Origin of the sequence: Streptomyces sp. NPDC029216, from assembly GCF_040648015.1 — a bacterium.
Taxonomy (GTDB): domain Bacteria; phylum Actinomycetota; class Actinomycetes; order Streptomycetales; family Streptomycetaceae; genus Streptomyces.
This window is the reverse complement of record NZ_JBEZWL010000026.1, coordinates 1-23,937: the sequence shown is the minus strand read 5'-3', so window position 1 is coordinate 23,937 and position 23,937 is coordinate 1. Positions and strand designations below refer to the sequence as shown.

Below are 23,937 nucleotides of genomic sequence, written 5' to 3'. Positions count from 1 at the left end.
ATGAGGGATGATCACCTCATGGACAGGGTTGTTGATCTTGATGAGGTGGCTGCGGTTCTGGCCGGCCAGACGGTGGGATGGAGGTCGGCCGGCCTGGAAGTGGACCAGGTGACCTGGAGGGATGCCGAGGCGCCGTGGCCCCAGCCTCTGGAGACCGACAGGGCTCGGGTGCATGACCCCGACTCGGTTGGCGTGGTCGTCTCCGGCCCGGGAGTGGCCGAGCTGTCGGTCGTACTGTTTCGTGGGGGCTGGGCCGACGTGGACTTCATCGCCGGCCTCGACGATGCCGGTACCCTCCCGGCCTCGGACATCGCCTCAGCGACGGACTTCGAGGCCCGGATGAATCAGTGGGTCGCTCGTGTCTTCGGGGTTTGTGGCGGTGCTGAGTGAGCGCTGGTCCGTCGCGGTTTGGCTGGCGGGCTGGTGTTCGGCCCGGGCCCGGGTAGTGGCGAGGCGGCAGGAGTCGGTTCGGGTCTCGATGATGTTGCCACCGAAGGTGAGGCGGTCCCCGATGGCTGCGCAGAGCGCCGAGGTAGCTAAAGAACGCAGCCGCGCCCCGAGGGTCTTCCTGGCCTCTTTGATGGCCGTGTGGGGCGACGATGCCACCGGTGCCTCTTCGTTCAGGCGGCTTGTAGTCCGCGTGGGGAAAGGCGCGCTGCTTCGCCCGGCTCGTCACGGCGGCCGAGGACGGCACGATGGACGCCGACGAGCTGCGGGCCGAGTTCCGCGGCGAGCTGCGCGGCCCGGCCATCGCCTACCGGATGGACAGCGAGAACGCTATGAGGTTGACGACAAGCTCAGTGCGGCCGCTCCGTCAGCCGTGGGGGCCTCAGGCGTACCATGCGGGGTCCGTTGTCAGGCGAATGGCCGATGCGGCCCTCGGCGACAATGGCGGGATGAGCCAACGCTTCGTCGGTATACAGGAGTTGACGGATGTTCCGCGTGTTGCGGTCGTCGTCGACGTGATGCGGGCCTTCACCGTGGCTGCCTGGGCCTTTTCGCGGGGCGCCGAGAGGATCGTGATGGCCTCTTCGGAGGAGGAGGCATTGGCCTTGAAGAGGAGCCGTTCGGACTGGCTGACTCTGAAGGACGGCGCTCCTGCACCGGGCTTCGACGCGGTGAACTCACCTGGGCTGATCAGGCCGTCCGATCTCGCCGGCCGCACGGTGGTGCAGAAGACGACCGCGGGAACCGTGGGCGTGCTGGCCGTCGCAGAGGCACCGCTGGTCTTGTGCGCGAGCTTCGTGGTGGCCGGCGCGACAGCGCGGTTCTTGCAGACCAGGGCGGCAGGTCCGGTGACGTTCGTTGCCACCGGCGAGGACGGCCGGGCTGCTGAGGACCTCGCGTGCGCCGAATACATCGGCCGGCGTGTCGCCGGAGGCGACGCCCAGGCGACCCCGTATCTCCACCGAGCACGGACTTCCCGGGCAGCCGCCGATCTCGCCGACGGACTGCGGCGCGGATACCAGGGAGTGCATCAGGACGATGTCGATCTCTGCCTGGAGCTCGACAGGTTCTCCTTCGCGATGGTGGCTCGTCAGGAGGACTCTTTGACGGTTCTGCGTCCCGTTGCGATGCCTGCCGACTCGGCCAACGGCGGGTGACCTGCTGGAGTTGCGGGGGGAACCTCGCCTTGGCGGGCCGGGCCTGGGGCCTTGCCGGTGTGGCAAGGCCCGGCTTCCGGCGTTGGCGTTCGGCCTGGTAATCGTCCGGCGCCAGTCATGCGGGCGGCCGTGGTCTCAGGACGGGTTGCGAGCCAGGTGCACGGCGTCCGGGACGCCGCGAGCGACGAGTACCTCTTCGGTGTGCACGTCCTCGAAGCCTGCCTGCCGGAGGGCCTTCTCGAATGCCGGAGATGGCTGGGCGGACCAGATGGCCAGGATCCCGCCCGGAGTGAGACGGGCGCGGCAGGCAGCGAGGCCACTCGGAGAGTAGAGGCTGTGGTTGTCCTCGGTGACGGTCCAGTCGGGCCCGTTGTCGATGTCGAGGCACAGGGCGTCGTACTGCTCGCCCGTGGTGCGCAGGTGTTCGTTGAGGTCGGTGTGCAGGATGCTCACCCGCGGGTCGGCCAGGGCGTCGGCCGTGAACGCGCTCAACGGACCGGTGCGGTGCCAGCCGATGATGGCGTCTTCGCGTTCGGCGACGACGATCCGTGACCAGCGCGACTGCCCACTGGCGTGGGCGAGCGAGAAGCCCACACCGAGTCCGCCGATCAGGACCGTGGGGGCCGCGGCTCTCATCTGGCCGAGGGCGGCGTCGACGAGGAGCCGTTCGGAGCGCCCGTCGGACGTATCCATCAGAAAACAGCCGTTGACGATGATCTCGTATGTCTCATCGCGGCGCCGCAGAACCACCTCACCGTGTGGTCCGGTGCGGCGGTCAAGCGTTACCGGAGCCTCTCCATGGGTGACATGGAACGTCATGACGCGGGTCCTTTCATATGATCCGGTGATCACTCGGCTGTCCCAACGGACTGATCGGTGACGAGGTTCCGCATTATCGCAACTCAGCCGCTGCCGGCACGGTGAATTAAACCGGCATGGGACGGCGCCTGGAGTCCGCGCGGTGGGGAGCCGGTCTCACTCTGCGGTCTGGTAGGCCATCAGCTCGACCGTCGTCGTGGTGGTGGCGAGGGCGATGGCTGTGTAGCCGTTCACGAGGTCCGGGGCGGTGCCGGGCCGGGTCGGGAGGTCCGCACCGGTACGGGCGTCCAGGGCTACGGTGCCGCTGCGCGTCTTGCCGTAGACCCGTCCGTGCCACAGGGCGGTCACCTCGGGTGCGATACGGTCGGCCGCCGGGTCGGGGAGCTGCCACAGGGGTACCCCGCTGGTGCCGTCGGCCCGGGCACGGGAGGTCGAACCGGACGGCTCCTCGCGAGGACGCGCGCGGTCGCTGCGCCTTCGGGGCAACGCGGCGTCCCACTGCTGGAGCCCGGCGGTCACGGGGTCTCCCCCGCTTGTGCGGAGAATGCCTCGGGCCGGGCGTGGGAGAGGAGTTCGTATCCGCGCTCGAGGATCCTCGTGAAGCCGGCCGGGTCGGTGAGGGACATGATGTGCGGGCCGGGGACATGGAACAGCCGGGCGTAGCCGGCGTCGGCAGAGCGGGCCGCGGCGGCGAACTCCCGCTCGTGGGTACGGAAGAGGCGGTCGCCGCGGCCGTTGACGAAGAGCACGGGCAGTCGGCAGCGGCCCGTGACGTCGAGGAAGTCCCGTCGGGTGAGGTCTTGGACTGCCTCGGCGAAGGCGGGCATCGCCAGTCCGCCGGCCATGACGGCCTCGTAGCTCTCGGCCGGAAGCCGCCGCCTGAGGGCCCAGTCGTTCATGCCGGCGGCGCGGTCCGGGCCCAGTGCCCCGATCGCACGGGCAACGGCGCGGTAGAGGCGGCCGACGCATCGGTCGGGTTGCGCGGTCGCCCCCTGGACGAGGAGGGCGGCGGCCGTGTCCGGGTGCGCGGCCCCGTAGGCGAGGGCGGTGTATCCGCCCAGTGAGGCGCCCGCGACCAGAGGGCGGCGACCGGTGGCGAGGGTGGCCTCGTCCACGGCCAGGCCGACCCGCTCGACCGCTTCCTCAAGGGTGAAGGGGCGGTCGCGCCGGGTTCCGTGTCCAGGCAGGTCGGGAGCCGTGATCCGGAAGCGGGGGGCCAGCCGGCGGGCGTGGGGGGCCCACATCTGGGCGGAGAGCCTGATCCCGTGGACGAGGACCAGGGGAATGCCCCCGGCGGCTCCGGCAGTCCAGATGCCGGGGCGGCCGGGGGCGGGAATCAGCCCCCTCGCCGGGGTCTTGGGTCGGTCCGTCGGCATGTCTCCCCCTCTGAGTCCCGCTTGCAACGCAACGTTGCGTTGCAGAGTAGGGGGCGCAAGTGCTCAAGTGCAACACCACGTTGCGTTGCAGTAGGCTGCTTCCCGGTGCCTGACGACGTCGAAAGGGGCAGGGCGTGACGCAAAAGCAGGGTGGGCCGCGGCGCAAGGAGGACATCTTCGCGGCCACGCTCGACATGCTGGGCAGCCTCGGCTTCGACTCCCTGACCGTCGAGGGCGTGGCCCAGCGGTCAGGAGTCAACAAGACGACCATCTACCGCTGGTGGTCATCGAAGTCGGAGCTGCTGCGCGACGCCCTGCTGCACTCCCCCATCCTCACGTTCGATCTCGCCGACACCGGCAGCCTGCGCGGCGACCTGACCGCGCTCGTCGAGCAGATCCAGCACCTGCTCGACGATGAGCACCGGCGGACCGTCGTCGAAGCGGCACTGGTGGGTGCGGTACGGCACGAGGCGATGCGGGAGCTCGTGATCTCCTTCCTCGACGACCGCTTCGGCCGGCACCAGCCCCTCTTCGAGCGCGCAGTGGCCCGGGGTGACCTGCCGCCCGACGTCGATCCGGCGCCGCTGGTGGACGCCCTGGCCGGCGCTCTGTGGCTGCGGATCCTGGTCCGCCGGGGCGAGGTGGCCGAGGCCTACACCCGTGATCTCGTAGGAATGCTGATGGACGGGGTCACACGGTCCGCGGGCCCCTCTCACTGACCCCGCGCCTGTTCGGTGCCCGGCGCAGGGGGTCAGGCTTCGACGTACGAGCGGACCAACTGCTGTGGATCGTCGCCCGCTTCGGCTCCGACGCTGCCGCGGCGCCGGCCGCCGTACCTGCAACCCGGCCGTCAGCGCTCGGGCCACTGCCACGCGCTCGGCACCGTGCCCGGCATGCGGTGGTCGACCTGGTGTTCGCCCTTGGTGCAGCCCGCGAAGGGGCCGTTGGAGGGCCTCTCCTCGTACGCGGCGACGGCGCGCTTGGTGATGGCCGCCTCCTCCTGCTTCATCTGCGGGCCGATGTGGGCCATGGCCTTCTCCCCGTACCAGGGCCGCAGGGCGATCTGGGCGACGGGCATGCCGGTGGACATCAGCAGGGCGGTGCCCTTGCGCATGGAGCGGATGTCGCCGGGTTCGAGGACCTGCTCGCGCTGTTCGGAGACGCGGTGGCTGTAGCCGTCCTTGCTCTTGGAGTACGAGCCGCGCCCGACGTAGCGGGCGCCGATCAGGGTGCTGACACCCTGGGCGAAGTTCCAGTCGTCGATGTCCACGCCGATGATCTTCTTGGTGGCCGCGGACCACATGGCGTCCATGCCGACCTCGCCCCAGGCTTCGAGGCCGTCACCGTCAGACTGGCCGGCGAGCCGCCTCAGGTCCTCCTGCGGGCCTCCCCCGGTGAGCCGTCCTCCGTTGTGCCCGCACCCACCTGGACGCGGCGCGCTGCCCACGCGGCTGGGCATGCTCACCGGCCCCCGTGCACCTGGCCCTCCTCGACCGGCGCGGGGTGCTCGGGGCGTGAGTGGGCGGACCGTCGGACCCGGGGTGCGGTCAATTGCGGCCGGTCAGTGGCGGGTTGAGGCGGGCGAAGCCCTCCTGGCGCTCGTACGGGAAGTACGGGTACGGCGCCGGACGGTGGCTGGCGGCGTCGAGGCGGGCCATCTGTTCGGCGGTCAGCTCCCAGCCGACGGCGCCGATGTTCTGCCGCAGCTGCTGCTCGTCGCGGGCGCCGACGAGGACGGTGGAGACGGTCGGGCGGCGCAGGAGCCAGTTGATGGCCACCTGGGGGATGGTGCGGCCCGTCTCCTGTGCGACCTCGTCGAGGGCGTCGACCACGTCGTACAGGTAGGCGTCCTCCACCGGCGGGCCATAGTCGGCGGTCTCGTGCAGCCGGCTTCCGGCGGGCAGCGGACGGCCGCGGCGCAGCTTGCCAGTGAGGCGGCCCCAGCCCAGGGGGCTCCACACCATGGCGCCGACGCCCTGGTCGTGGCCGAGGGGCATCAGCTCCCATTCGTAGTCGCGGCCGACGAGGGAGTAGTAGACCTGGTGGGCCGCGTAGCGGGGGAAGCCGTGCCGGTCGGCGGCGGAGAGGGACTTCATCAGCTGCCAGCCGGCGAAGTTGGAGACGCCGGTGTAGCGGACCTTGCCGGAGCGGACGAGCTGGTCGAGGGTGGACAGCACCTCCTCGACGGGGGTGGCGGCGTCGAAGCCGTGGAGCTGGAAGAGGTCGATGTGGTCGGTGCCGAGGCGGCGCAGGGAGTCCTCGACGGCGCCGATGAGGCGGGAGCGGGAGGTGCCGTATTCGCCGGGGCCGTCGCCGGTGGGCAGGCCCGCCTTGGTGGAGATGAGGACCTGGTCGCGGCGGCCCTTGACGGCCTGACCGAGGACTTCCTCCGAGGCGCCCGCCGAGTAGACGTCGGCGGTGTCGAAGAGGGTGATGCCGGCGTCGATGCAGATGTCGACGAGCCGGCGTGCCTCCTGGGCGTCGGTGCTGCCCCATGCGCCGAAGACGGGGCCGCTGCCGCCGAAGGTGCCGGCGCCGAAGCCAAGGGCGGGGACCTTGAGGCCGGACGCACCGAGCTGCCTGTATTCCATGACGGACTCCTCACGATGAGCGGTAACGGGACCGCAGACCCTTTAAGGTGGTCCCACCGTAACAGCTGCTCACCACTAATGGAACCAGGGACCCGTTATGACGTTTCCGAGTGATGCTCCGATGCCTACTGACGCGTCGCGGGACGCGGCCGACACCGGGGGCACCGGGGACGGGTCCACCGGGCCGGGGACCGTGCGCCCCGGGGGCCGGACGGCCCGGGTGCGGGCCGCCGTGCTGGAGGCGGCTGGGGACATGCTGGCCGAGCAGGGCTTCCACGGACTGGACCTCGCCGAGGTCGCCCGGCGGGCCGAGGTCGGCAAGACCACCGTGTACCGGCGCTGGGGCACCGTGGCCGGCCTGGTCGCCGACCTGCTGACGGACATGGCCGAGCAGTCGCTCCCGCGCACCGACACCGGCTCGCTGGAGGAGGACCTGCTGGCCAACGCCCTTCTCGTCCGGCGCACCCTGTCCGACCCGCGCCAGGGCCCCCTGTTCAAGGCCGTCATCGCGGCCGCCACGGGCGACGCCCGGACGGCCGAGGCCCTGCACCGGTTCTACGAGGTCCGGGTCGCGGAATGGGCCCAGTGCGTCCAGGAGGCCGTCGCACGGGGGGAGTTGCCCGAGGACACCGACGCCGCCGAGGTGGTACGCGCCGTCTCCGCCCCGCTGTACTACCGGCTCCTGACCACGGACGCCCCGCTGGACGAAGCCGCGGCCCACCGGGCGGCCGGGGCGGCGGTGGCGGCGGCCCGCGCGGGGGCCTTCGTACGCACTCCGTAGACGTCGGCCCGGGGATGCGTCTTCCGCGGGAACGCCCTGACGCCGCGGCGGTGATGGCGGCGCAGGGGCCCGGCGGGGGCCCGATCGGCGTGCCTTACGGCATCAAGGTGACGGCGCGCTCGGGCAGTGGCCGTCAGCGCTCCAGGACAACGTCCAGGTGTGCTTGCACCGGCTCGAACAGCGGGTACGGGATGTACTGCGAGATCGCGCCGTGGGCCACCCACGCGAGCTCGGCCAGCTCGTCGGTGTCCGCGAGGTGGGCGTGGCCGCCGGTCACCTCGCAGGCGGTGTAGGAGACAAGTCGGCCGGTATCCGGGTGGACCCGCTCCCCCAGCAGCCTCACCGCCTCCACGGCGAGGCCGGCCTCCTCCCCTGTCTCCCGTACGGCGGCCTCCTCCCGGGCTTCACCCGGCTCGACCCCACCGGCGGGAAACTGCCAGAACAGCCGCCCCTCGCTGACCCTGCGCCGCACCATCAGCACTCCGCCTTCGTGCACCACGACGGCTGCGGCGATGCCCAGTCGCACCTCAGCGTGCTGCTGCTTCACGTTGCTCCTCCATGTCGGGTTGGTGGGTCGACCCAAGGGGCGATGCTGGGCTGCCGATGAGCACGCCCATCTCCCGCAGCTCGTCGATGCTGCGCCGGTACGCCCGATGCGCAGCAAGCGCGGTGTTCACGTACGGGCATCAGGACAGTGGGGAGCCCATGCCGGGGGCTTCGCAGAGAATGCCGAGGGCGAGGCTGTCGGCGAAGCCGGCGGCCCACTTGTTCACCGTGTTGAAGGTGGCCGGCGCAACGGCGATGACCTCGGGCCGGGGTGGGTGCGTGCCGCGCCGGGCCAGCGCCTGCCCTCAGCCTCCACAACCAAAGGCGAACCTGCGCGAGACTCTTCACCTCGCCAGTCAGGGCCTCGGGGTATGCAACCTTCTGCGGCACACGACAGTGGCCCACCGGTTCCCAGGCTGCGCTGGACGGTATCCAAATAGGTGAGTGCAGGTGTACGTCAGGTCTACGCACGCCCCCTGAGGCCCGTTGAGCCACGCACCACCAGCGGGTTCATCCCTCAGCACCGCCTGACGCGCCGATCCTCCCCGCCTGCTCCTCCTGCACCTGGCGGGCCGTCTGCAAGAAGTCGAGGATCGTGGCGAGTTCGGGCTCGCTGTAGCCCGCGAGGGCCCGCAGTCCCGCCTCGCCGACCGGGTGGTAGATCTCCCGTTCGATCACTCGCGCGGCATCCGTGGGAGCCACCAGGACACGTCGCCGGTTGTCGGGGTCGCGCTCGCGGAGGGCCAAGCCGGCGCGCTCGAGGCGGTCGATGACCGTGGTGGTCGCGGCGGGGCTCAGGTTCAGGCCGGCCGCCAGTTCTCCGGCTGCCATCGACCCGCCGCCGAGGATCAGGTCGAGGCAGCGCAGGTCCGTGCGGTTGAGCCGGAGCCGGGCGGCGACCGCCTCGTCGAAGGCGTCGAAGCTCTGCTGGAGCAGCCTGAGCTGCATCGCGATGCCGCGCCGCATTTCATCTTTCGACATTCGAAGCTTCCTGTTACCGTAATATTCGACAGTCGAAACGATAGCACTCGGGAGGTCCCCATGCCCGCCGACGACAACGACGACCAGATCCGCGATCTCTACACGCGCTTGATGCAGGCCTGGACCGCCAACCACGCCGACGCGTACGGCGCCTGCTTCACCGAGGACTGCGACTACGTGTCCTACGACGGCACTCGCGCCATCGGCCGCACTCCGATGGTGGACAACCACGACCGACTGTTCCGCGGCGTGCTCGCCGGCTCGGCCCTGGTCGGCGCATGCGAGTCGATCCGGTACGTCACCTCGGAAGTGGCCATCGTGCACGGCACCGCCTCGGTGCTGATGCCCTGGCGCGCAAAGCTCCCCAAGCGCCGGCTGTCCCGGCAGACGCTCGTCGCGGTCCGCACCGGCGGGACTTGGCGATTCACCGCACTGCACAACGGGCGGGTCCGGCCGATCGGCATCCCCGCACCCGACTCGCTGCCGGCACGGCTCTCGCAGGCGACTTCCCGCACTGCGCGCAGCCTCGGCTTGGGCGCCCGGCCCGCGCAGCCCTGACACGTGCCCCGACGGGCCACGCCGGACGCCGCTCCCGACTGGAACGAGCGCTGTCCGACAGCCGACCGCGCTGCCAGAACAGCCGCCCGTTCCCCTCCCTCAAATTCCGCTCCGCCTCGCGACCTGCCCGGCCTGTTCCGTGAGGTACACGTGGGATGATGCGGATATTTGGATTTCCCCAGTTGTCGCTCAGGGGTAGGGCAAACCTGCTCTCTTGATCTCCCCATCCATTGAGTGATCCTCCCCGCGTGTCGAACTGATGTCGGTGTGTCGTGGAGAGCCTGCGTGAGCTAGGAATGCGGCCTGTTCGGGGGCCCGATTGCTCACTCGGGAGGAAGACGTGGACGCTCATGCTCTGCGTCGTCAGGGATGGACGATCTCGGCGATCGCACGGCATCTGGGCCGCGATCGCAAGACGATCCATGCCTATCTGAACGGCGAGCGGACCCCGAGCGAGCGACGGGAGGGCCCGGACGCATTCGTACCGTTCCTGCCGTACTGTCGTCAGCGGCTGGCTGACGACCCCCACTTGTGGTCCTCGACCCTGTTTGACGAGGTATCCGAACTCGGTTAAGAAGGCGCGTACTCGACCTTCACCCGAGCACTGCGCCGCTATCAGGCTCGCCTGCACTGCGAGCCCTGCCACGCCTCCACCGGCAGGAACCTCGCGGTGATCGCGCATCCGCCGGGCGAAGAGATCCAGTTCGACTGGCTGGAGCTACCGAGCCCGCCAGAAGAGTGGGGAGTAGGTGAGAACGCCCACCCCTGGTTGGCGCGCTCACCCATTCGGGCCGGTGGCGTGCGGTGCTTTCGGAGTCCGAGGACTTCCCTCACCTGTCCAGGCCCTCGACGTGGTCATACGCAAGCTCGGCGGGACAGCCCGCTGCCCGCGACGCCCGGCCTACCGGCGACGCCCAAACCCCCGTCGCGATCCGCATACCGCCAGGTCCCGGATCGGGACCCGCTGGAGCCCACGGCAACCCGCAACTGCCCCCACTGCCAGCAGCCCGTCACCATCGTCGCCCTCCTGGCAACACCGGAAGCCGCCCGGCCCTCCATCCCAACCGGCCTTCCCGATGTCGTCTCACTCCGCCGGGCTCCGTGACAGCACCAACAGCTGGTCGGCAGCCTGGAAATCCGGCTGCCGACCGCAGCCCCCACTGGCAGAGTCTGCCCATGGTCTTCCTACGTTGCGAAGCGGTCCGATGGGTCGACAACGAACCCCAGCCCGGTCTCGTCGAGGTCTGCTTCACAGACGCCCACCACCAGCAGTGGGCCTTCGTCGACAAGTGGCCCGTCTTCACCGCAAGTGACGACTTGGCCCCCGACTCACGCTACCCGGTCCAGGTCGGCATCCTCTGTGACGTCTTGACCACCGGCAACACTGCCGGCACCTCGGGGACGGTCAGGATCTCCGTCGCTCCTTGGGGACTCGAATCGCTCGAAGGCCACGTCGAATTCGAAGTGCGGGCTGATCAACTGACCACCAGCTGAGGTTCACGATCACCGGGCTCCCCACCCCCCACACTGTTCAAGCAGCAACGAAGTGAGGCGAAGAGCGACAGCGGCCATTTTCAAGAATCCCCATCACTGGCCGACGCTATCGAGCACACGCCGCCCAGCACGACGTCAGCAACACCGGTGTGGTGGGTTCGTTCCTCGGCGTGGATCAGTCCGAGAGTACGCCCGCGGAACCCGCGTCCAGCTCAAGGACTTCACCGCCGGGTTCGGTGCGGCGCCCGGACTGCGCGTGCACGAGTACGAAGCCCTCTCCGACACCACGCGGGACCAACTTCGTGGACTTCGCCCAGCAAATGGCGTCCGTCGCCCAACAACTCGGCATGGGCTTCAGCACGATCCTCCGCTTCGCCCATACCACGCGGCGGAACAGTTGGTCACCGGCCAGTGACGTGCCACCGCACCAAGCTCGAGGCCTTCAAGCCCCTACCTCGACCAGCGATGGCAGGAGGACTGCACCAACGCCTGGAAACTGGCAAGGAGCAAGGCTACCTGGACGGCTACGGCAACATTCGCGCCTACGTCAGCCCAGCCTACGCGGCAAACCTCAGACAGGGCCCGACTCGCCTCGTGACGAGGAGTGTGCACACGTCAGTGGGTTGAGACGCCTCCCATGACGGGAAGGTGGACGACAGCGATGTCCCGGACAGCGATGACCGCTTTGGGGGCAAGCCGGGCCAGGACGGGAAGCGTCTGGTACCAACCGGTCGTGGCCAGGGCTCGATGGAGGAGCTCCACGGCAGCCTCGTCGTCGGGCGGCACAGTCGACGTCACCTTCAGGGCCAGGTCCTGAACGGATAGCGTGAAAGGGTCCGTCCGGGCCGGATCGGGACCGGGTAGGGGGCGGACCGTCACCCGGGCGAGGGTTGATGCCACCGCGGTCAGCACTTCTGCGCGGTGCTGCGGGAAGACGGACCGGGCGGCGACGCCCTCAGCAGCTTCAATGTCGCCCAAGGCCGCGTGCAGCACGGCCAGGGCGGCCGAGGGAAAGTGCTCCGATCCGCGGCTTGCCATGTCACGCCTCAGCCACTCCAGCTGCGGTCCGGGATCCTCTCCGCCACCGACGCGCAGGAGAGCATGTACCACGACGGCCTCGGGCGTCCTGGATGCCCGGCCGCTCGCCGTAACCTGTGCGATGCCCTCCTCTCTCAGCGCATCTAGGAGCCGTTGCTGCTCGGGCAGGAGGTGGGTACAGGCCGGAAGGAGCTCGGCCAGCGCGGGCAGCAGCCCTTGGGTGGTGGGGGCGTTGCGGGTCGCGTGCAGACGTTCCAGCAGCGGAAGTACCAGTTCGCCTGCGGTCTGCGGATGGAGGCTCGCAAGCTCCGCGGCCACGGCGATGCGGGCCGATCGGTCCGTATTGCGCCACACGGACCGTCTGCCGCCGACCGTCGGCACGTGTCGGCGAATGAGCTCCAGGGCAGACTCCGTCTCACCGGCGCCCGCCAATGCCTGCGCGGCGTAGACCCAGCTCCCCTCGGGAGCTATCGCCGAGGCCACCGCCCGGGACGCCTTCCGTGCGTGCGCGCGTGCCTCGGTCGGCAGGCGGGAGTCCGCGTAGGCCAAGGCCATGGCAGCGTGCGCCCGCACCCAGCCGGCCGGGTTCTGTACCCGGTCGGGCAGCAGCACGCCCTCTGCGGCCGCGCCGGTACGGACGAGCGCTGCCGCTAGGGCCGGAAGCCAGACGGGACCACGGCCTGTGCCCGGCCCACCGGTCGGCAAGAGAGCCAGGGCCTCCTCCAAATGGCGCTCGGCCTCGTCGTCGGCACCGCGGTCCGCAGCACGGAAGGCATCGTCGGCGAGCCTCCCCGCCTTCATCGTGTCCTCGTCAGGGTCGCCGGCGTCGTTCGCCTGGTCGTCCGGTTCCGCGGGGAGCACCTGTAGCGCACATTCCAGCAGGCTCTCCATCGTCTCCGGCGGTGCACCGGTGTCGGTGAGTGCCTGCTCGAGCTGGGCTAGGGTGTGCCGGAACCCGAACTCGAGATGGAAGGCGTCCCTGGGCGACCGCTGAGCGGTCCCGGTGCACAGGACGCACTCCACGTGTCGGCAGACTTCGTCCAGCAGCTGCTGGGGTTCGCCGGGCATGGTCTGTGCCACGAGCGAGGCTGCAGCCGCGACGACGGTCACATTCTCCAGTGTTGGCGCCCCGCACCAGACCTCTCGTGCATGCTCCAGGACGCGGTCGTGAAGCCGCGCTGCGCGGTCGGGGGCAGCAGTGGCCACGGCCTGCCACAGCTGGACGGCGGCTGCAGCGGATCCGTTCGCCGGTTCTTGGACGGCCAGCTCTTCAGCCTGTTCCTCCAGTGCGTCCAATAGCTCGGCGGCGGAGTCCGGGCGGTCCAGCGCCAGCAGGGCGGCGGCCTGCGCCCATGCCTCGATACGCGCCTCACTCATCCCGTGCGTGGAACGGAGCAGCTCCAGGCCTTCCTCGTACAGGCCCATCTCCAGCAAGGTGATGGCCACATGGCCGACCGCGGCCTCCGCCTCATCGGCGGCGTGGTCGTGGAGACTGCCAGTCTCCCGCAGCGCCTTACGCGCCCACAGCCCTGCCTCCTGGGCGACGTCCGCTTCCTGCTCGTGACCCATGGACCGCAGTACCCGAGCCAGGTCGGCCAGGTTGACGGCCTTGTCCGCGGAGTGGGTCGATGCGGCTGCCAGGGCCCTTGCCCGTCGTACATCACCGAGCCGGGCAATCGTCCGCGCGACGGAGCCGGGCAGCGGCCGCACCCGTGCGAGGAGAACCTCCCGGGAGAGTGAGACGGCAACGACCACGGCCGGGCTCAGCGAAGGCATACCGTGCGTGTCCGGCTCGGTCACCAGGTCGAGGTCAGCGAGGGCGACCTCGGGCCCAGACCGCTGAACGAGGCGGAGTTGGCGCTTCGGGTCAAGAACCAGCGCCTGGAGCCGGTCAGGGCTCCGCCCCTCGCGTACCAGTCGGGTGTAGCCAGTAAGGAGGTAGTTCGGGGTGTCCTCGGGCCAGCCCGCCTGCCAGTACTGACGGGCCCAGCTGTGCAGCTCCTCGGTGCGCGCCGCGAGGAAGCGCTTGCCCAGCTCAGCCTCCGCCGTGTCATGGAGTTCGCGGTGGGCCAGGACGAATGTCTGACGGCCGGCCTCCGCCTCCTCTTCGGCCCGCACGTCCAGCGCGAGCTGGTCCGAACGGGTCGGCGTCATGGAGCGACCGACGACGCCACTGAGCCTTACCTGCACCTCGCCCGGCAGCTCTTGGACGAGTTCACTCAGGTCCTCTCCGCTGAGCGCGCCCCGTGCCGCCACGAGCAGGCCCAGCAGTCGCTGCCCGAAATCCTTGTCGGCCAGCAGGGCCCGCAGCTCCGCCCGCGCCAAATCCCGAATGACGCGTGCCGCGGGCGAGTCCGTCAGCCGTCGTACGGAAAGGGGGTCCCGCAAGGGGTGGTCCGGCGCTAGGTTCACCGGGACGCGAGGGTGTGGCCGCCCGGTGACGATGACGCGCATACCGTACGGGGGGTCTTTGGGCAGGAGCCCGGCGATACCCTGACCGTCCAGGCCGACGTCTGCGTCCTCGTCAAGCCCATCGACGATCAGCAGCAGGCGCCGCTGACGCTCCGCACTGGCACGCGCCGCCACTTCGTACAACGGATAGAGGTTTGGCCGTTTCGTGTCCACCGGGGGCAAACGCTTGCCGTCCGCCGCAGCGACCAGCTGCTCCCGTAGGGCCCGTACGAAGCCGTCGCGGCGGTCGGTGCCCAACCGCCCGGCGATGACGTAGTGCAGGGCGTCGACCCCGGGGGGCAGGCACCGGGCGGCGAACCAGGACAGCAGGGCGGTCTTGCCTGCCCAGGGACCCGCCTGCCATTGCAGGTAGGCGGGAGCGTCGTCGGGTGCCGTGGCGAAGGCCACGAGCTCGGCGAGTTCCCCTTCCCGGCCGACCAGCTCGAAGGGGAGGACGTCACGGAGGGCCTGGGACGGTCCACGCACCAGGCGCCCCGCGGAGGTTTCGTTCACGCGCGGACCTGGGCCGCCCTGTCTGCTCCTGCTGGCGTTCTGGGCCTCATCGAGCATGCGCTGCCAGATACCCAAGGGCGTCCGACGGTAGCCCGGTGACCGGTTTGCCGCCTGCTCCTCCAGGTACGGGATCAGCACGCCCAGCACGTACACGACGTGATCGCGCCCGGGCGGGCGCTCGCCCCGCAGCCACTCGCTGAGACTGGAAGTACTGACCTTGTGGTCCCCGAGGCCGGCCAGCCGCTTGAGCGTCAGCACCCGGTGTCCGCCCGCCGCTTCGTGGAGTTTCTTGAGGGCCTTTCCGAAGGCCGTCCCCCGGCCGACGTCGTACCTGCTCTGTCCGCTGTTCTCTGAAGACTTCTCCGGAATCATTTTCCTATCCCTCTGACCTGCACACATACAGCCGATCCGGCTCTCCGGACCTCGCCGGACACCCCCGCAATGCCGGATACCTGGGGAACCACGCCCGGCGGACAAGACCACCAGGCGAAACACCCCGAGGGGAACCGCATGTCCGTTCTGCTGACCGTTCTGGAGTCCGTGCTCCAGGAGGCCGCAACCCTGTCCGCTGCCACCGGCCTCGCATACACGGGCGCTGTCGCGGTGGTGGCGGCATCCTCCGTCCTCTTCCGCAACCCCCAGCGCCGTCGCGACGCCCGAGCCACGCTGACGATCATGGTTCGCCGGAACAGCCTCCCCAGGTCCCGTCGGGATGTGACGAACCAAGACCTCTGAGTTGCCGAGGGAACTGATACATCTTGGATGACGCGAATGCTTCTTTGGTGAACTTGCCCACTCCGGCGCCCGGTTCGTGATTGGGTTGCACTATGGCGCTGACACCAGGACAGCCTGCATCGGCACGCCCTGCCCAAGTTGGGGAGGATTTATCGATACAGGAGGCATCCAAGATGATGCGTCGATTATGTGAGAGCCTGCGGAAGCCGGAGGCAAGTCGGCTTCTACTACGTGGCGCCGGATGGCTCCTGGCCCTGATGGTCGCGGGGGTCATCTCCGCCCTGACAGCCAAGCTGGTCGACGCCATGTGGTGACGTCTGCTCCTCGGCGCGCACTATGCGCCGAGGAGCAGACACGGTCGCCACTCTCACTGATCCCCCACCTCGTGGCTGCGGGGTGGGGGATACTCCAGCAGGAAGGCGTAACCGGAAGCGACGTGTGGTCAGACACACGAACCGATCCCGGCATTCCAGCCTAGGTCAGAATCCTGGAGCCAGAACCGCATTCTCCATCAAGATGAGGGGGCCGCGATCCCCTGGCTAGAATCCACCTAGCTTGGTCCGCTCAGCACGGTACTTCCTGTAAGCACAGGGATGCTCCGTCAGAGGTCTTGGCTGCTAAGACCTCTGCTCCCCGCACCGGCGGGGATGAACCGTGATCCATCTTCGCTCTAAGAGTCAGGTGGTTCCCCGCGTGCGCGGGGATGAATCTCGTTACGAGCAAGAACCATTTGGGCCCCGCATGTGCGGGGACGAACTCGGCATCCATGGTTGGAGCGGGGTGGGGGTCCAGGTACACCCTCACCCCGCTCTGCTGCCTAGTTCAGCGGGTGAGGACCAGCCCGCAGCTGTAGGCGCGGGCATGGCCGAGGCCGTTCGACAGGGTGCCCACCAGGGTTTCCGGGTCAGTGACTGTGAGGGATCCGCGGATCTCAGCGCGGCCAATACGGACCGGCTTGCTGCGGTGGGCACTTGAGACAGTCGGCAGCATCCGGATTCCCAGGGTCTCGGTGTCGGTGACAGCGCCGATGCGGACGACCCCGTCCTCGGCGATCACAGACTCGCCCTCAGGCTGCAGGCGGCGGCCGAACCACCGCTTCACGTGCTCCGGTGTGGTGTGGGCGCTGCGGGTCCCACGGCCCTTCTCCGAGGAGGGCTTGCTCCGGGTCGGGTTGACGACCGTGCGGAAGCCGACAACCTCACCCGCCTTGAAGGTACGGTCGACGGTGATGATGTGCGGTGCCGCAGTGAAGGCCTCCCGCGGTATGCGGGCCCAGTCCCCCGGGATCCTGGACTGCACCACCAGGACGAGGGCGGCCGCCTTGAGGTCAACCGACCAGGTCGACAGGACGCCCATCTGGGAGCGCGCATCCGGGTCGCCATCGGCCACCCAGCCTCGAAAGCCACTCATCACGGTGCGGTGCATCTCCTGGGCGTCCACCAGGGACTTGGCGACGAGCGGGTGGCGGGCGTTCAAGGACAGGACGGAGTGGGTGGCGACAAAGCGGGCCGTCGAGGCCCGTGTGCTGTTCACGGGATGATGTCCCATTCGGTGGCGGTCGGAGCAATGGTGATGCGCGTACGGGTCTCCCAGCGCGTGGCGTGGACCCGGCTGGCGGGATCGAAGCTGACCGGCTGATCGTTGACCTTTAGGGCGCCCCGGGCACCCGGCGGTGTCTGGATCCACGCCCAGGGGCGTCGGCCCGACGTGTCGGGTCCTTCCGGGCCGGGGAGGAGGCGCTTGGCGGCGAACGCCGTGCCGATCGTTCCGGGCAGGATTTCGGCGGCCAGGGTGCCGGAAGGAGGGCAGGACTTCCGGCCGAGCCACAGCAGCCGCTTCGGGTGCTCCAGGGCGTACGCGATCCCCTCCAGCAACGCCTTGTCCTCGTGCTGAAGTCCGATGACGAAGGCCGCGTCCGACAGATACCAGCGCTCGGTGATCATCGCCGTCCGGGACAGCTCGGCCGAGACGAGGGTCCCGGAGACGGGGTCGGCCGTGATCTTCTTCGGCGCCCCGTACCAGCCGGCCAGCTCATGGTGTCCGAAGCCCGGCCCCTCCGCCGTTTCCATGCTCTTGGCGACGGCCGCCGCACGCCGGTGGTCGGTAATGACGTCCCGGGGCCGCAGGGGGAACCGGCCGGCGCCGACTGTGTGATAGTCCCTGACCGGCGTCCCCGGATGATCGGCGCGGACACCGAAAACGAGCGCGGCGAGGTCGTCCACCGAGTCGGCGCGCTCGCGGCCGAGGGCAGCCGCGACCAGGCCGACGACCGCCGACTTGGTGGGCCGGACGTGGCTGTCGCGGTGGGAGAACCGCGACGCGACTCCCCAGGACTGAAGGGGGGCGGCAAGCCGTACGAGCAGGACGTGCGTCGTCACGCCGTCAGCTCCTCGGCGCGGGTTACGGCCGTCGCGCCGGTGTCACCGAGGGTGCCCAGGAGTTCATCGATCCGGGGATCGTAGGTGAGCACGCGGCCGGACTTGATGTCAGGCCGACGGCTGCTGACGAACGCATGGTGGTTCAGCAGCCGCTTGACGGCGGCCGGACCGGCGGGGCCCTCGCCATCCTTGTCCACGGGGTTCTCGTCGATGGGGGCCTGGAACGCAGCCGCGTAGTTGTACGGGCGCTCGCCCTCGAAGGCCAGGACGAGGGCGGGCAAGGAGCCAGTGGAAGCAGTCGAGTTCTTCTTCGCCTCTGGGAAGGCGTCAACGAAGGCGGTGACGAACTCCGTCTCAGCGGCAACGGAGGCATCCTCCGCCTCCTGCGCGCTCATCCCGGCAGCTTGGAGGTTCCTGCGCAGTTTCAGGCGGTCGAGGACCGCGTGCCGGTAGAAGGTTCCCGTGATCAGGGACTGGTAGCCGGTCATGCCGGCTCCGGCGTCGTCGGCGGCTTCGAGGAAGTCCAGCGCGTTCCTCTTGCGGTCGAGTTTGGCGTCGTCGGCGGCGGCGTAGAAGTCGTCTACCTGTTCGGCCTCGTGGACAGTGAACGCGTGACTGCTCTGCACCGCGCCGTCGACGTTCGGCGAGTCGGCAATCTCGGCGAGGAAGCGGCCGTACAGGGCGATGTCGATGGCGTCGCGCGGGGCAAGCGCGGTCAGGACCGCCGTGCGGGTCGCAGCCGGCACCGCGGGCAACTTGGCGTCGGCCGCGGGGGCGCCTTCGGCTGCCTCATCCGGGTCACCTTCCTCCAGCACTCCGCCCTTGCGGGCACCCTTCTTGCCCTTGGCCGTGGCCGCCGCGGCCTGTGCCTCCAGGTACTCAACCGTCCAGGCCCGCACCGTCTCGGCCTCCTCCTGAATATGGGCGGCAATACGGGTACCGGCGTCGGCGGGGGCGAACAGTAGCACCTTGGTCAGGTTTGCGACGGTCTTCTTGGCAGGGTCCCCGAACTTCAGACCCGTGGCCTCGATGACGGCGCGTGCGGTACGGATGGCCTCGTCCGTCTCCCAGCCGTGGGTGGTGCTGAGTGCGCGCGCGGTGATCAGCGCCCACTCGCGGGTCCGGACACCGGTGCTCCGGCCGGCCAGCGCGCCGACGCCCGCGTTGGCACGGTCCCGGGTGTGCACCCGCTCGGCGCGGCGCCGGGCCTGGCTCGTGATCATGTGCCGCTCGGTGCCGCCGTAGACGATGGACTTGGGCGCGCCGTTCTCGTCGCGTACAGGGAGCACGGCCACCAAGGTCTCCAGAAGGTGCAGGGAGAGGAACTGGCTGCCGGCGAAAGATGCGTTGCTGGTCACCTGGTGATGTCCTTCTGGATCGGGGCGGCGGTCTGCTGGGTGGTCCGGGCGGCGGCGGCCCGGACCGGGGGCATGTGGAAGGACACGCCCCACTCGTACGGGACGCGGGCCTTGCGGTCGTGCCACTGACTGAGGTCGTCTACCAGCCGGGTCCAGGAAGGCGGGTGCTGGTCGCACGCCCGCAGACGTGCAATGGTGTGATGCAGGTGGCGCCATGGGATGCGGCGGCTCGACACGATGCGGTCGACGAGGCGGGTGGCGCCGGCGTCCTTGGGCCCACGCCCGGCTCCGTCCCCGATGCGACGGGCCGCCTCACCGAGGTTGCCGTGGCCGAAGGCGGGCTTGCCCCGGCCCTGGTGGTAGACCGCGAACAGGAACGCGACCTGACGGTAGACCTCGCGCTGGGCCTCGGTGGGGCTGAACCAGAGGGCCCGGAAATGGGGCTCTCGCTGGGCGTGGGGCCGCCGGAGCTCGGCGAGACTCGCGTAGTCGCGGTTGCGGACGAGGCTGGCGAGCCAGAACGTGAGTGCGGCGCTGCCTACGCTGTTGTCGGGGTTGGACCCCTCGCCGGAGTTGGTCATGCGGTCTCCCCTCGTAGTTCGGCCGGAGCCTTCGGCAGCGCCAGCTCGTCGTCGAATCGCCCGAGGGCGGTGGCGCGGGCCTTCGTGCCCTGCGAGTTCCTGGGCAGCGAGTCGAGGCATTCGGCGAGGAACCTGCGTGCGGCGGTGGCGACGGTGTCCGCGTACTCGCGGAGGGCCCCGTGGACGTCCTCGCCGAGGGTGGTTTCCTCCATCAGCACGTCGAACGGCTCCCGCGTCGCCGCCCAATGCTGGCCTCGGGCGTCGAAGCGCGCTATCTGGTTGTTCTTCTCCGTCGGTTTTGGATTCGGATACGCCACGCTCCAAGCCGAGTGCGCGGCCTTGTAGAGCACGGCCGCCACGAACTCCGCGATCTCCGAGCCCCGGTAGGAGGCGAGGTAGAGCTTGGCCTCCAGGCCGGGGGCGAACGGGAAGGTACCGTCGACCCACGCGATGGCGGTGGTTTGCTTGGCCACGAGCCCGACCGTCCACAGCTCGATACGGCGTGCGGGCTGCTGCCCGGGTTCCGGAGCCACGTTCTGCGCCGGGAACAGCGCGAGCCTCTCGTACAGGGTGCCCCCGTCGTTGCGGCGCTCTGCGGAGCGCGCCTTGTCGACTGCGGCATAGAGAGCGTGGGCCTGCCGCCAGATGGCCCGGGTCGCCGAGGCCCACAGGGGCTTGCCGGTTCCCTCCACGTACACGGCGTCCTGAAGGTGCTCCTCCGTTAGCGCGAGCAGCTCGCCAGCACCGAGCAGCACCCGATCCACGTGCTCCCCGTCGAGGGTCGGACGGAGCAGGACCGAGCGCCCGAGGTAGCTGTGTAGGTCCGCCGGACCGCTGACCAGCCGTCCGCTCGGCTTGCTCGTGAACCCCCGCCGCTCCTTGCCGGCGGTCCAGGTGCGGTTCAGCTCCCCGGGCCCCCCGGTGACAGGGGCGAGGTTGAGACGGAGCGTCTCGCCAAGGGTGTCCCCGAGCGCGATCACCCTGATGCGGGTGCCGAGCCGGGTGGCAGCGAGGTTGGTAATGGTGGCACCGAGGGTTTCCTTGCCGGAGATGCGGGCGCGTCCGGCGGGTCCGTACACATGCTGGGTGAGCATGGCCCGGAAGGCCTGTCCGACGGGCAACGGGGTGGGGTGTTCCAGGTGATGATGGTCGAAGAACTGGTTGTAGTCTCCGACCCTCTCGATCACCAGCTGTGCCGGGCCCGCCCCGTGCTCGTCGAGGTACGGAGCGAGGAGCGCATTTTGTCCCAGGGGCTCCAGGGGATGGAAAAGGTCCCAGACCTCGTCTTCGGGTCGCTGGGCAAGCCACTCGGCGGCCGGCCGGAGGGCGTCCTTCTCGTCCACCCAAGCCGGCCACTCGTCAGCCGAGCCTGGGTAAGTACCGGAGGCGTAGCAGATCGCCAGCAGGAACTCGATGACCGCGACTTTTTCCCCCGGCGTGCCGCCTTCGACCTCCCGCAGGGCGTCGGCATCGTGGAGGATCTCCACCAGGTTCAGCTCGACGAGCCGGTCGTCGAGTGTGGCCACCAGGACACAGGGGGACTTCCGAGGGTCCCACCGGGGTCGTTTCTCCCCGTCGCGGGGGGCACGTAATTGAGGCACGTTTCCGTCGATCGCCTTCTGCTCTTAACGGTTGCTTGCTGGAATGGGACAGGACGCTAGCAGGCCGGTGTGGCCCAGGGGGCACACTCGGCAAAACCCGAAATCCTTTAGATAGTTGGCCAATTGGCCGAAATTTAACTAACTCAGACCGGGTGCTCACCCCGCTGCGGGGTCACGCGAGGCAGCAGCGGACACTTGTCCGCGGACAAAAGTCGGGATCCTGGAGGGTGGCGAACGGGGTCGGCCTGCAGAATTAATCGTCCCGGGACCGCGTAGCACCGCCGAATCCCGGTCGACCGGGAGGGGGGCTGGCTGGCAGGGTGTTGGTCATGTGTCCCGAGCCTGCGTACCCCGTGCCCCTCCGTCACCACGACCACGGCACGTGGCTCGTCCAGTTCGCCGGGCGGGTGCTCGTCGTCTGCCCACGGTGCGGGGGCCGTGCGCTCGTCGTGCCGCTGCCCGGTCTGGAGAAGCCGAAGTACTTCAGCGGACTGCTCTTCCAGCCCCGCCGCCTGAGCTGCGCCGGCTGTGGCGCGACTGCGGAGTGGACGGCCGAGGAGCGGGGTGCCGGCTTGGTCGGTGCCGTGGTCGGCGGAACCGAGGACCCGTTCTTCCGGCAGCCGCTCTGGCTTCAGACGCGCTGCGCGGGACGGGCGTTGTGGGCCTACAACGAGGAGCACGTAGAAGCTCTGGCCGCGTACGTGGGCGCCCGGCTGCGCGAGCGGTACTCCTCCCCCACCATGGCGATGTTCGCCCGGCTTCCGGCCTGGATGAAGGCCGCGAAGCACCGTGACGAGGTGCTGGCCGGCCTGGCCACCCTGGGAAGCCTCGCCCAGCTCTCGGCCCCCGCCGACCGCTCCGACACGGCGTACGAGCGCGGCGACCGCCCGCGCCACCACGGCAGTGTGCTCTTCCGTGGCGGCCCTTACTAGGCAGTGCCGTCGACTGCCGTCCCGCCTCGGGTCGAGCGGTCGCAGCAGCGGTTGTCCCCCTCCCCCGGCCTCGGAGGATCCGTTGTCAGAGGGGTGTGTCAGAGTCTGAGCATGCTTGAGATCGTGGTGCAGACGGAGAACTGGGAGCGGCACGTCCGTGTGTCCGCCGAGGAGCTGGCCGGGCTGGTCCGGCGGATCGGTGCTGAGGGTGACCGGTTCCTGGTGGTGCAGCGGATACCCGACCTGCCTGACGTCTTCGCCCAGGTCTGGCACAAGACCGGTGGTGACTACACGGTGGAGTACCGCGACGGTGCTGCCGACCGGCACTTCGGGGCGACGGCTGACGGGCCCGAGGCCGCGAGCGCGGCGCTGGCCGGCTGGGCGCGCCAGGAGGCCGGCTGGGATGCCGGTCTGGTGTGGTCGCTTCTGGACATGGGCCCGGCCCGCGAGGTGCCGCCGCTCGACCTCGACGAAGAAGAGCGTGCGGAGTTGGAGGAGCGCGTCCGCGAGGTGCTGGTCGGCGGTTACGCCTCCCGTGCCAAACTGGCCGAGCTCGCTGAGGATTACCTGGTCAGCGGGGACCGTCGGCCCGTTTCACGCGAGCAGGCGGAGGCGCTGGCCGACCGGATGTGGCTGGAGCGGGTCGCGGAGCAATCCGCGTGGCAGGGGGAGACCGACCCTGAGCGGCTGACCCGTGCGTTCACCGCCCTGCACGAGGCCGGGATCACTGCCCGCGAGAACTTCACCTGTTGCCGTAGCTGCGGCCAGTCCGAGATCGGGGGCGAAGGGGGTCCCGATGCCCGGGGCTTCGTCTACTTCCACACCCAGTGCACTGACTCCGCGGCAGTCGGCCACGGCCTGACGCTCCTCTACGGCGGCTTCGACGGCTCATCGGAGACCACCACAGCCATCGGCCACGAGGTCGTAGCCGCTCTCGCAGCTGTCGGCCTCCGCTCGGAGTGGGACCAGGACCCCGCGCGGGCCATCACCGTCACTCCCCTGGACTGGCGCCGCCGCCTGGTCGGCTGAGAGATCCTTGCAACCCGGGAGCCCTCCGGTGGGGTCCTTGAGGTCCTTGCCCATCTGCCGGACCGCACCGCCTGGTCGGGTTGCCTGCCGCCTGATGCCTTCTGGCGGCTCCGCGTAGTCCCTGCTGCCGGTACTTGAACGTCCCGACTTTTGTCCGCGGACAAAAGTCGGCGCCCGTTCGTGGCCGGGCGAGAGTGGACGATCGCATACGCGTTGAAGCGCGGAGGTTGGCTGTCGGCCACCCCGCGGGTACGGGCCACCGCGAGAGCGCCGGTCAAGAGGTCTTCGCGGCGGGCTGGCGCTTATGGGCGGGGTGAGCCGATCCAGCTGATGGGGTGGCGTGGGCCGTCGAGCGGTGGATGTCATGCCCCCTCTCCAGCCGCGACGAGGACGCCGACCGGTCAACGAGTCCGTGAGCCAGGGCTACTCCCCCACCCAGATCACGGCGGGCTTGCTCCGTCACCGCGATCACTTCCCCCCCCTCCCACACCGCCACCATGGTCCAGGGCGCGCAGGGGGTCCGACTTTTGTCCGCGGACAAGGCGCCGGTGAGGAGACCGACAGGTGACCA

General features: G+C 69.6%; 23 protein-coding genes and 2 pseudogenes. 10 read left to right on the top strand and 15 right to left on the bottom strand.

The window, feature by feature from the left end; all coding sequences use genetic code 11:
* Nucleotides 1-18 precede the first annotated feature (18 nt).
* Nucleotides 19-390, top strand: coding sequence for a hypothetical protein (locus AB0F18_RS13030; protein WP_362058625.1), 372 nt, complete (start codon nt 19-21; stop codon nt 388-390).
* Between the two features lie 24 nt (nt 391-414).
* On the opposite strand, the pseudogene AB0F18_RS13025 reads toward AB0F18_RS13030, so the two are convergent.
* Nucleotides 415-525, bottom strand: a pseudogene (locus AB0F18_RS13025) (AAA family ATPase); the annotation flags it as partial.
* A gap of 371 nt (nt 526-896) precedes the next feature.
* Here AB0F18_RS13025 and AB0F18_RS13020 point away from each other — a divergent pair.
* Nucleotides 897-1,604, top strand: coding sequence for a 2-phosphosulfolactate phosphatase (locus AB0F18_RS13020; RefSeq protein ID WP_362058780.1), 708 nt, complete (start codon nt 897-899; stop codon nt 1,602-1,604).
* A 135-nt stretch (nt 1,605-1,739) separates the two neighbouring features.
* Here AB0F18_RS13020 and AB0F18_RS13015 read toward each other — a convergent pair whose 3' ends face one another.
* The 3 genes from AB0F18_RS13015 to AB0F18_RS13005 all read right to left on the bottom strand — a co-directional run bounded on the left by AB0F18_RS13015 (nt 1,740) and on the right by AB0F18_RS13005 (nt 3,799).
* On the bottom strand, nt 1,740-2,423 hold the full coding sequence (locus tag AB0F18_RS13015; RefSeq protein WP_362058777.1) for a spermidine synthase: 684 nt from the start codon (nt 2,421-2,423) through the stop codon (nt 1,740-1,742).
* 156 nt (nt 2,424-2,579) lie between these two features.
* On the bottom strand, nt 2,580-2,942 hold the full coding sequence (locus AB0F18_RS13010; RefSeq protein WP_362058622.1) for a hypothetical protein: 363 nt from the start codon (nt 2,940-2,942) through the stop codon (nt 2,580-2,582).
* Entirely contained in the window at nt 2,939-3,799 is an 861-nt protein-coding gene (locus AB0F18_RS13005) for an alpha/beta hydrolase (RefSeq protein WP_362058619.1), read from the bottom strand. Before AB0F18_RS13005 ends, AB0F18_RS13010 begins: the two co-directional genes overlap by 4 nt.
* A gap of 134 nt (nt 3,800-3,933) precedes the next feature.
* On the opposite strand from AB0F18_RS13005, the gene AB0F18_RS13000 reads away from it, so the two are divergent.
* Nucleotides 3,934-4,518 (top strand): TetR/AcrR family transcriptional regulator, encoded by a 585-nt coding sequence (locus AB0F18_RS13000; protein WP_362058616.1) that lies wholly within the window; start codon nt 3,934-3,936, stop codon nt 4,516-4,518.
* Between the two features lie 131 nt (nt 4,519-4,649).
* Here the strand turns inward: AB0F18_RS13000 and AB0F18_RS12995 are convergent, their stop codons facing one another.
* Together AB0F18_RS12995 and AB0F18_RS12990 are read right to left on the bottom strand one after the other, a co-directional pair.
* Entirely contained in the window at nt 4,650-5,258 is a 609-nt protein-coding gene (locus AB0F18_RS12995) for a TraM recognition domain-containing protein (protein WP_362058775.1), read from the bottom strand.
* Between the two features lie 88 nt (nt 5,259-5,346).
* Nucleotides 5,347-6,390 (bottom strand): aldo/keto reductase, encoded by a 1,044-nt coding sequence (locus AB0F18_RS12990; RefSeq protein ID WP_362058613.1) that lies wholly within the window; start codon nt 6,388-6,390, stop codon nt 5,347-5,349.
* Between the two features lie 121 nt (nt 6,391-6,511).
* Between AB0F18_RS12990 and AB0F18_RS12985 the strand changes: the two genes are divergently transcribed.
* A complete protein-coding gene (locus tag AB0F18_RS12985) occupies nt 6,512-7,171 on the top strand; it encodes a TetR/AcrR family transcriptional regulator (protein ID WP_362058610.1) in 660 nt (219 codons plus the stop codon).
* A gap of 133 nt (nt 7,172-7,304) precedes the next feature.
* On the opposite strand, the gene AB0F18_RS12980 is transcribed toward AB0F18_RS12985, so the two are convergent.
* The 3 genes and pseudogenes from AB0F18_RS12980 to AB0F18_RS12970 all read right to left on the bottom strand — a co-directional run bounded on the left by AB0F18_RS12980 (nt 7,305) and on the right by AB0F18_RS12970 (nt 8,698).
* A complete protein-coding gene (locus AB0F18_RS12980; protein WP_362058607.1) occupies nt 7,305-7,718 on the bottom strand; it encodes an NUDIX hydrolase in 414 nt (137 codons plus the stop codon).
* Nucleotides 7,719-7,767: 49 nt separating this feature from the next.
* Nucleotides 7,768-7,992, bottom strand: a pseudogene (locus AB0F18_RS12975) (flavoprotein); the annotation flags it as partial.
* Between the two features lie 235 nt (nt 7,993-8,227).
* On the bottom strand, nt 8,228-8,698 hold the full coding sequence (locus AB0F18_RS12970; protein WP_362058604.1) for a MarR family transcriptional regulator: 471 nt from the start codon (nt 8,696-8,698) through the stop codon (nt 8,228-8,230).
* 60 nt (nt 8,699-8,758) lie between these two features.
* Here AB0F18_RS12970 and AB0F18_RS12965 point away from each other — a divergent pair, with 60 nt between their 5' ends.
* The 3 genes from AB0F18_RS12965 (at nt 8,759) to AB0F18_RS12955 (ending at nt 10,750) form a co-directional block, all read left to right on the top strand.
* A complete protein-coding gene (locus tag AB0F18_RS12965; protein ID WP_362058601.1) occupies nt 8,759-9,256 on the top strand; it encodes an SgcJ/EcaC family oxidoreductase in 498 nt (165 codons plus the stop codon).
* A 340-nt stretch (nt 9,257-9,596) separates the two neighbouring features.
* Complete coding sequence (locus tag AB0F18_RS12960; protein WP_362058598.1) at nt 9,597-9,830, top strand: hypothetical protein; 234 nt, start codon at nt 9,597-9,599, stop codon at nt 9,828-9,830.
* 602 nt (nt 9,831-10,432) lie between these two features.
* Nucleotides 10,433-10,750 carry a hypothetical protein gene (locus AB0F18_RS12955; RefSeq protein ID WP_362058596.1) on the top strand — a complete coding sequence of 106 codons (318 nt, stop codon included), beginning with the start codon at nt 10,433-10,435 and terminating at the stop codon, nt 10,748-10,750.
* Nucleotides 10,751-11,365: 615 nt separating this feature from the next.
* Here AB0F18_RS12955 and AB0F18_RS12950 read toward each other — a convergent pair.
* A complete protein-coding gene (locus tag AB0F18_RS12950) occupies nt 11,366-15,124 on the bottom strand; it encodes a hypothetical protein (RefSeq protein WP_362058593.1) in 3,759 nt (1,252 codons plus the stop codon).
* Between the two features lie 138 nt (nt 15,125-15,262).
* Between AB0F18_RS12950 and AB0F18_RS12945 the strand changes: the two genes are divergently transcribed.
* Nucleotides 15,263-15,487 carry a hypothetical protein gene (locus AB0F18_RS12945; protein WP_362058590.1) on the top strand — a complete coding sequence of 75 codons (225 nt, stop codon included), beginning with the start codon at nt 15,263-15,265 and terminating at the stop codon, nt 15,485-15,487.
* An 822-nt stretch (nt 15,488-16,309) separates the two neighbouring features.
* On the opposite strand, the gene AB0F18_RS12940 is transcribed toward AB0F18_RS12945, so the two are convergent.
* The 5 genes from AB0F18_RS12940 to AB0F18_RS12920 are packed head-to-tail and all read right to left on the bottom strand — an operon-like array spanning nt 16,310 to nt 21,330.
* The gene (locus AB0F18_RS12940; RefSeq protein WP_362058587.1) at nt 16,310-17,020 is read right to left on the bottom strand and encodes a type I-E CRISPR-associated protein Cas6/Cse3/CasE; all 711 of its coding nucleotides are present in this window, start codon (nt 17,018-17,020) and stop codon (nt 16,310-16,312) included.
* The gene (gene cas5e, locus AB0F18_RS12935) at nt 17,017-17,865 is read right to left on the bottom strand and encodes a type I-E CRISPR-associated protein Cas5/CasD (RefSeq protein ID WP_362058584.1); all 849 of its coding nucleotides are present in this window, start codon (nt 17,863-17,865) and stop codon (nt 17,017-17,019) included. Before cas5e ends, AB0F18_RS12940 begins: the two co-directional genes overlap by 4 nt.
* Nucleotides 17,862-19,223 (bottom strand): type I-E CRISPR-associated protein Cas7/Cse4/CasC, encoded by a 1,362-nt coding sequence (locus AB0F18_RS12930; RefSeq protein WP_362058581.1) that lies wholly within the window; start codon nt 19,221-19,223, stop codon nt 17,862-17,864. The genes cas5e and AB0F18_RS12930 overlap by 4 nt, the downstream gene beginning before the upstream one ends.
* Nucleotides 19,220-19,804, bottom strand: coding sequence for a type I-E CRISPR-associated protein Cse2/CasB (gene casB, locus AB0F18_RS12925; RefSeq protein ID WP_362058578.1), 585 nt, complete (start codon nt 19,802-19,804; stop codon nt 19,220-19,222). The genes AB0F18_RS12930 and casB overlap by 4 nt, the downstream gene beginning before the upstream one ends.
* Entirely contained in the window at nt 19,801-21,330 is a 1,530-nt protein-coding gene (locus AB0F18_RS12920; RefSeq protein ID WP_362058575.1) for a type I-E CRISPR-associated protein Cse1/CasA, read from the bottom strand. Before AB0F18_RS12920 ends, casB begins: the two co-directional genes overlap by 4 nt.
* A 428-nt stretch (nt 21,331-21,758) precedes the next feature.
* Between AB0F18_RS12920 and AB0F18_RS12915 the strand changes: the two genes are divergently transcribed.
* On the top strand, nt 21,759-22,337 hold the full coding sequence (locus AB0F18_RS12915; RefSeq protein WP_362058572.1) for a hypothetical protein: 579 nt from the start codon (nt 21,759-21,761) through the stop codon (nt 22,335-22,337).
* 111 nt (nt 22,338-22,448) lie between these two features.
* Nucleotides 22,449-23,366: a hypothetical protein gene (locus AB0F18_RS12910; RefSeq protein WP_362058569.1), complete on the top strand. Its 918-nt coding sequence runs from the start codon at nt 22,449-22,451 to the stop codon at nt 23,364-23,366.
* Nucleotides 23,367-23,937: the final 571 nt, after the last annotated feature.

Excerpts from the sequence above, each read along its gene's own strand:
- AB0F18_RS13030 (WP_362058625.1), top strand. The coding sequence starts at position 19 with ATGGACAGGGTTGTTGATCTTGATGAGGTGGCTGCGGTTCTGGCCGGC.
- AB0F18_RS13020 (WP_362058780.1), top strand. The coding sequence starts at position 897 with ATGAGCCAACGCTTCGTCGGTATACAGGAGTTGACGGATGTTCCGCGT.
- AB0F18_RS13015 (WP_362058777.1), bottom strand. The coding sequence starts at position 2,423 with ATGACGTTCCATGTCACCCATGGAGAGGCTCCGGTAACGCTTGACCGC.
- AB0F18_RS13005 (WP_362058619.1), bottom strand. The coding sequence starts at position 3,799 with ATGCCGACGGACCGACCCAAGACCCCGGCGAGGGGGCTGATTCCCGCC.
- AB0F18_RS12995 (WP_362058775.1), bottom strand. The coding sequence starts at position 5,258 with ATGCCCAGCCGCGTGGGCAGCGCGCCGCGTCCAGGTGGGTGCGGGCAC.
- AB0F18_RS12990 (WP_362058613.1), bottom strand. The coding sequence starts at position 6,390 with ATGGAATACAGGCAGCTCGGTGCGTCCGGCCTCAAGGTCCCCGCCCTT.
- AB0F18_RS12985 (WP_362058610.1), top strand. The coding sequence starts at position 6,512 with ATGCCTACTGACGCGTCGCGGGACGCGGCCGACACCGGGGGCACCGGG.
- AB0F18_RS12970 (WP_362058604.1), bottom strand. The coding sequence starts at position 8,698 with ATGTCGAAAGATGAAATGCGGCGCGGCATCGCGATGCAGCTCAGGCTG.
- AB0F18_RS12965 (WP_362058601.1), top strand. The coding sequence starts at position 8,759 with ATGCCCGCCGACGACAACGACGACCAGATCCGCGATCTCTACACGCGC.
- AB0F18_RS12955 (WP_362058596.1), top strand. The coding sequence starts at position 10,433 with ATGGTCTTCCTACGTTGCGAAGCGGTCCGATGGGTCGACAACGAACCC.
- AB0F18_RS12950 (WP_362058593.1), bottom strand. The coding sequence starts at position 15,124 with ATGATTCCGGAGAAGTCTTCAGAGAACAGCGGACAGAGCAGGTACGAC.
- AB0F18_RS12945 (WP_362058590.1), top strand. The coding sequence starts at position 15,263 with ATGTCCGTTCTGCTGACCGTTCTGGAGTCCGTGCTCCAGGAGGCCGCA.
- casB (WP_362058578.1), bottom strand. The coding sequence starts at position 19,804 with ATGACCAACTCCGGCGAGGGGTCCAACCCCGACAACAGCGTAGGCAGC.
- AB0F18_RS12910 (WP_362058569.1), top strand. The coding sequence starts at position 22,449 with ATGCTTGAGATCGTGGTGCAGACGGAGAACTGGGAGCGGCACGTCCGT.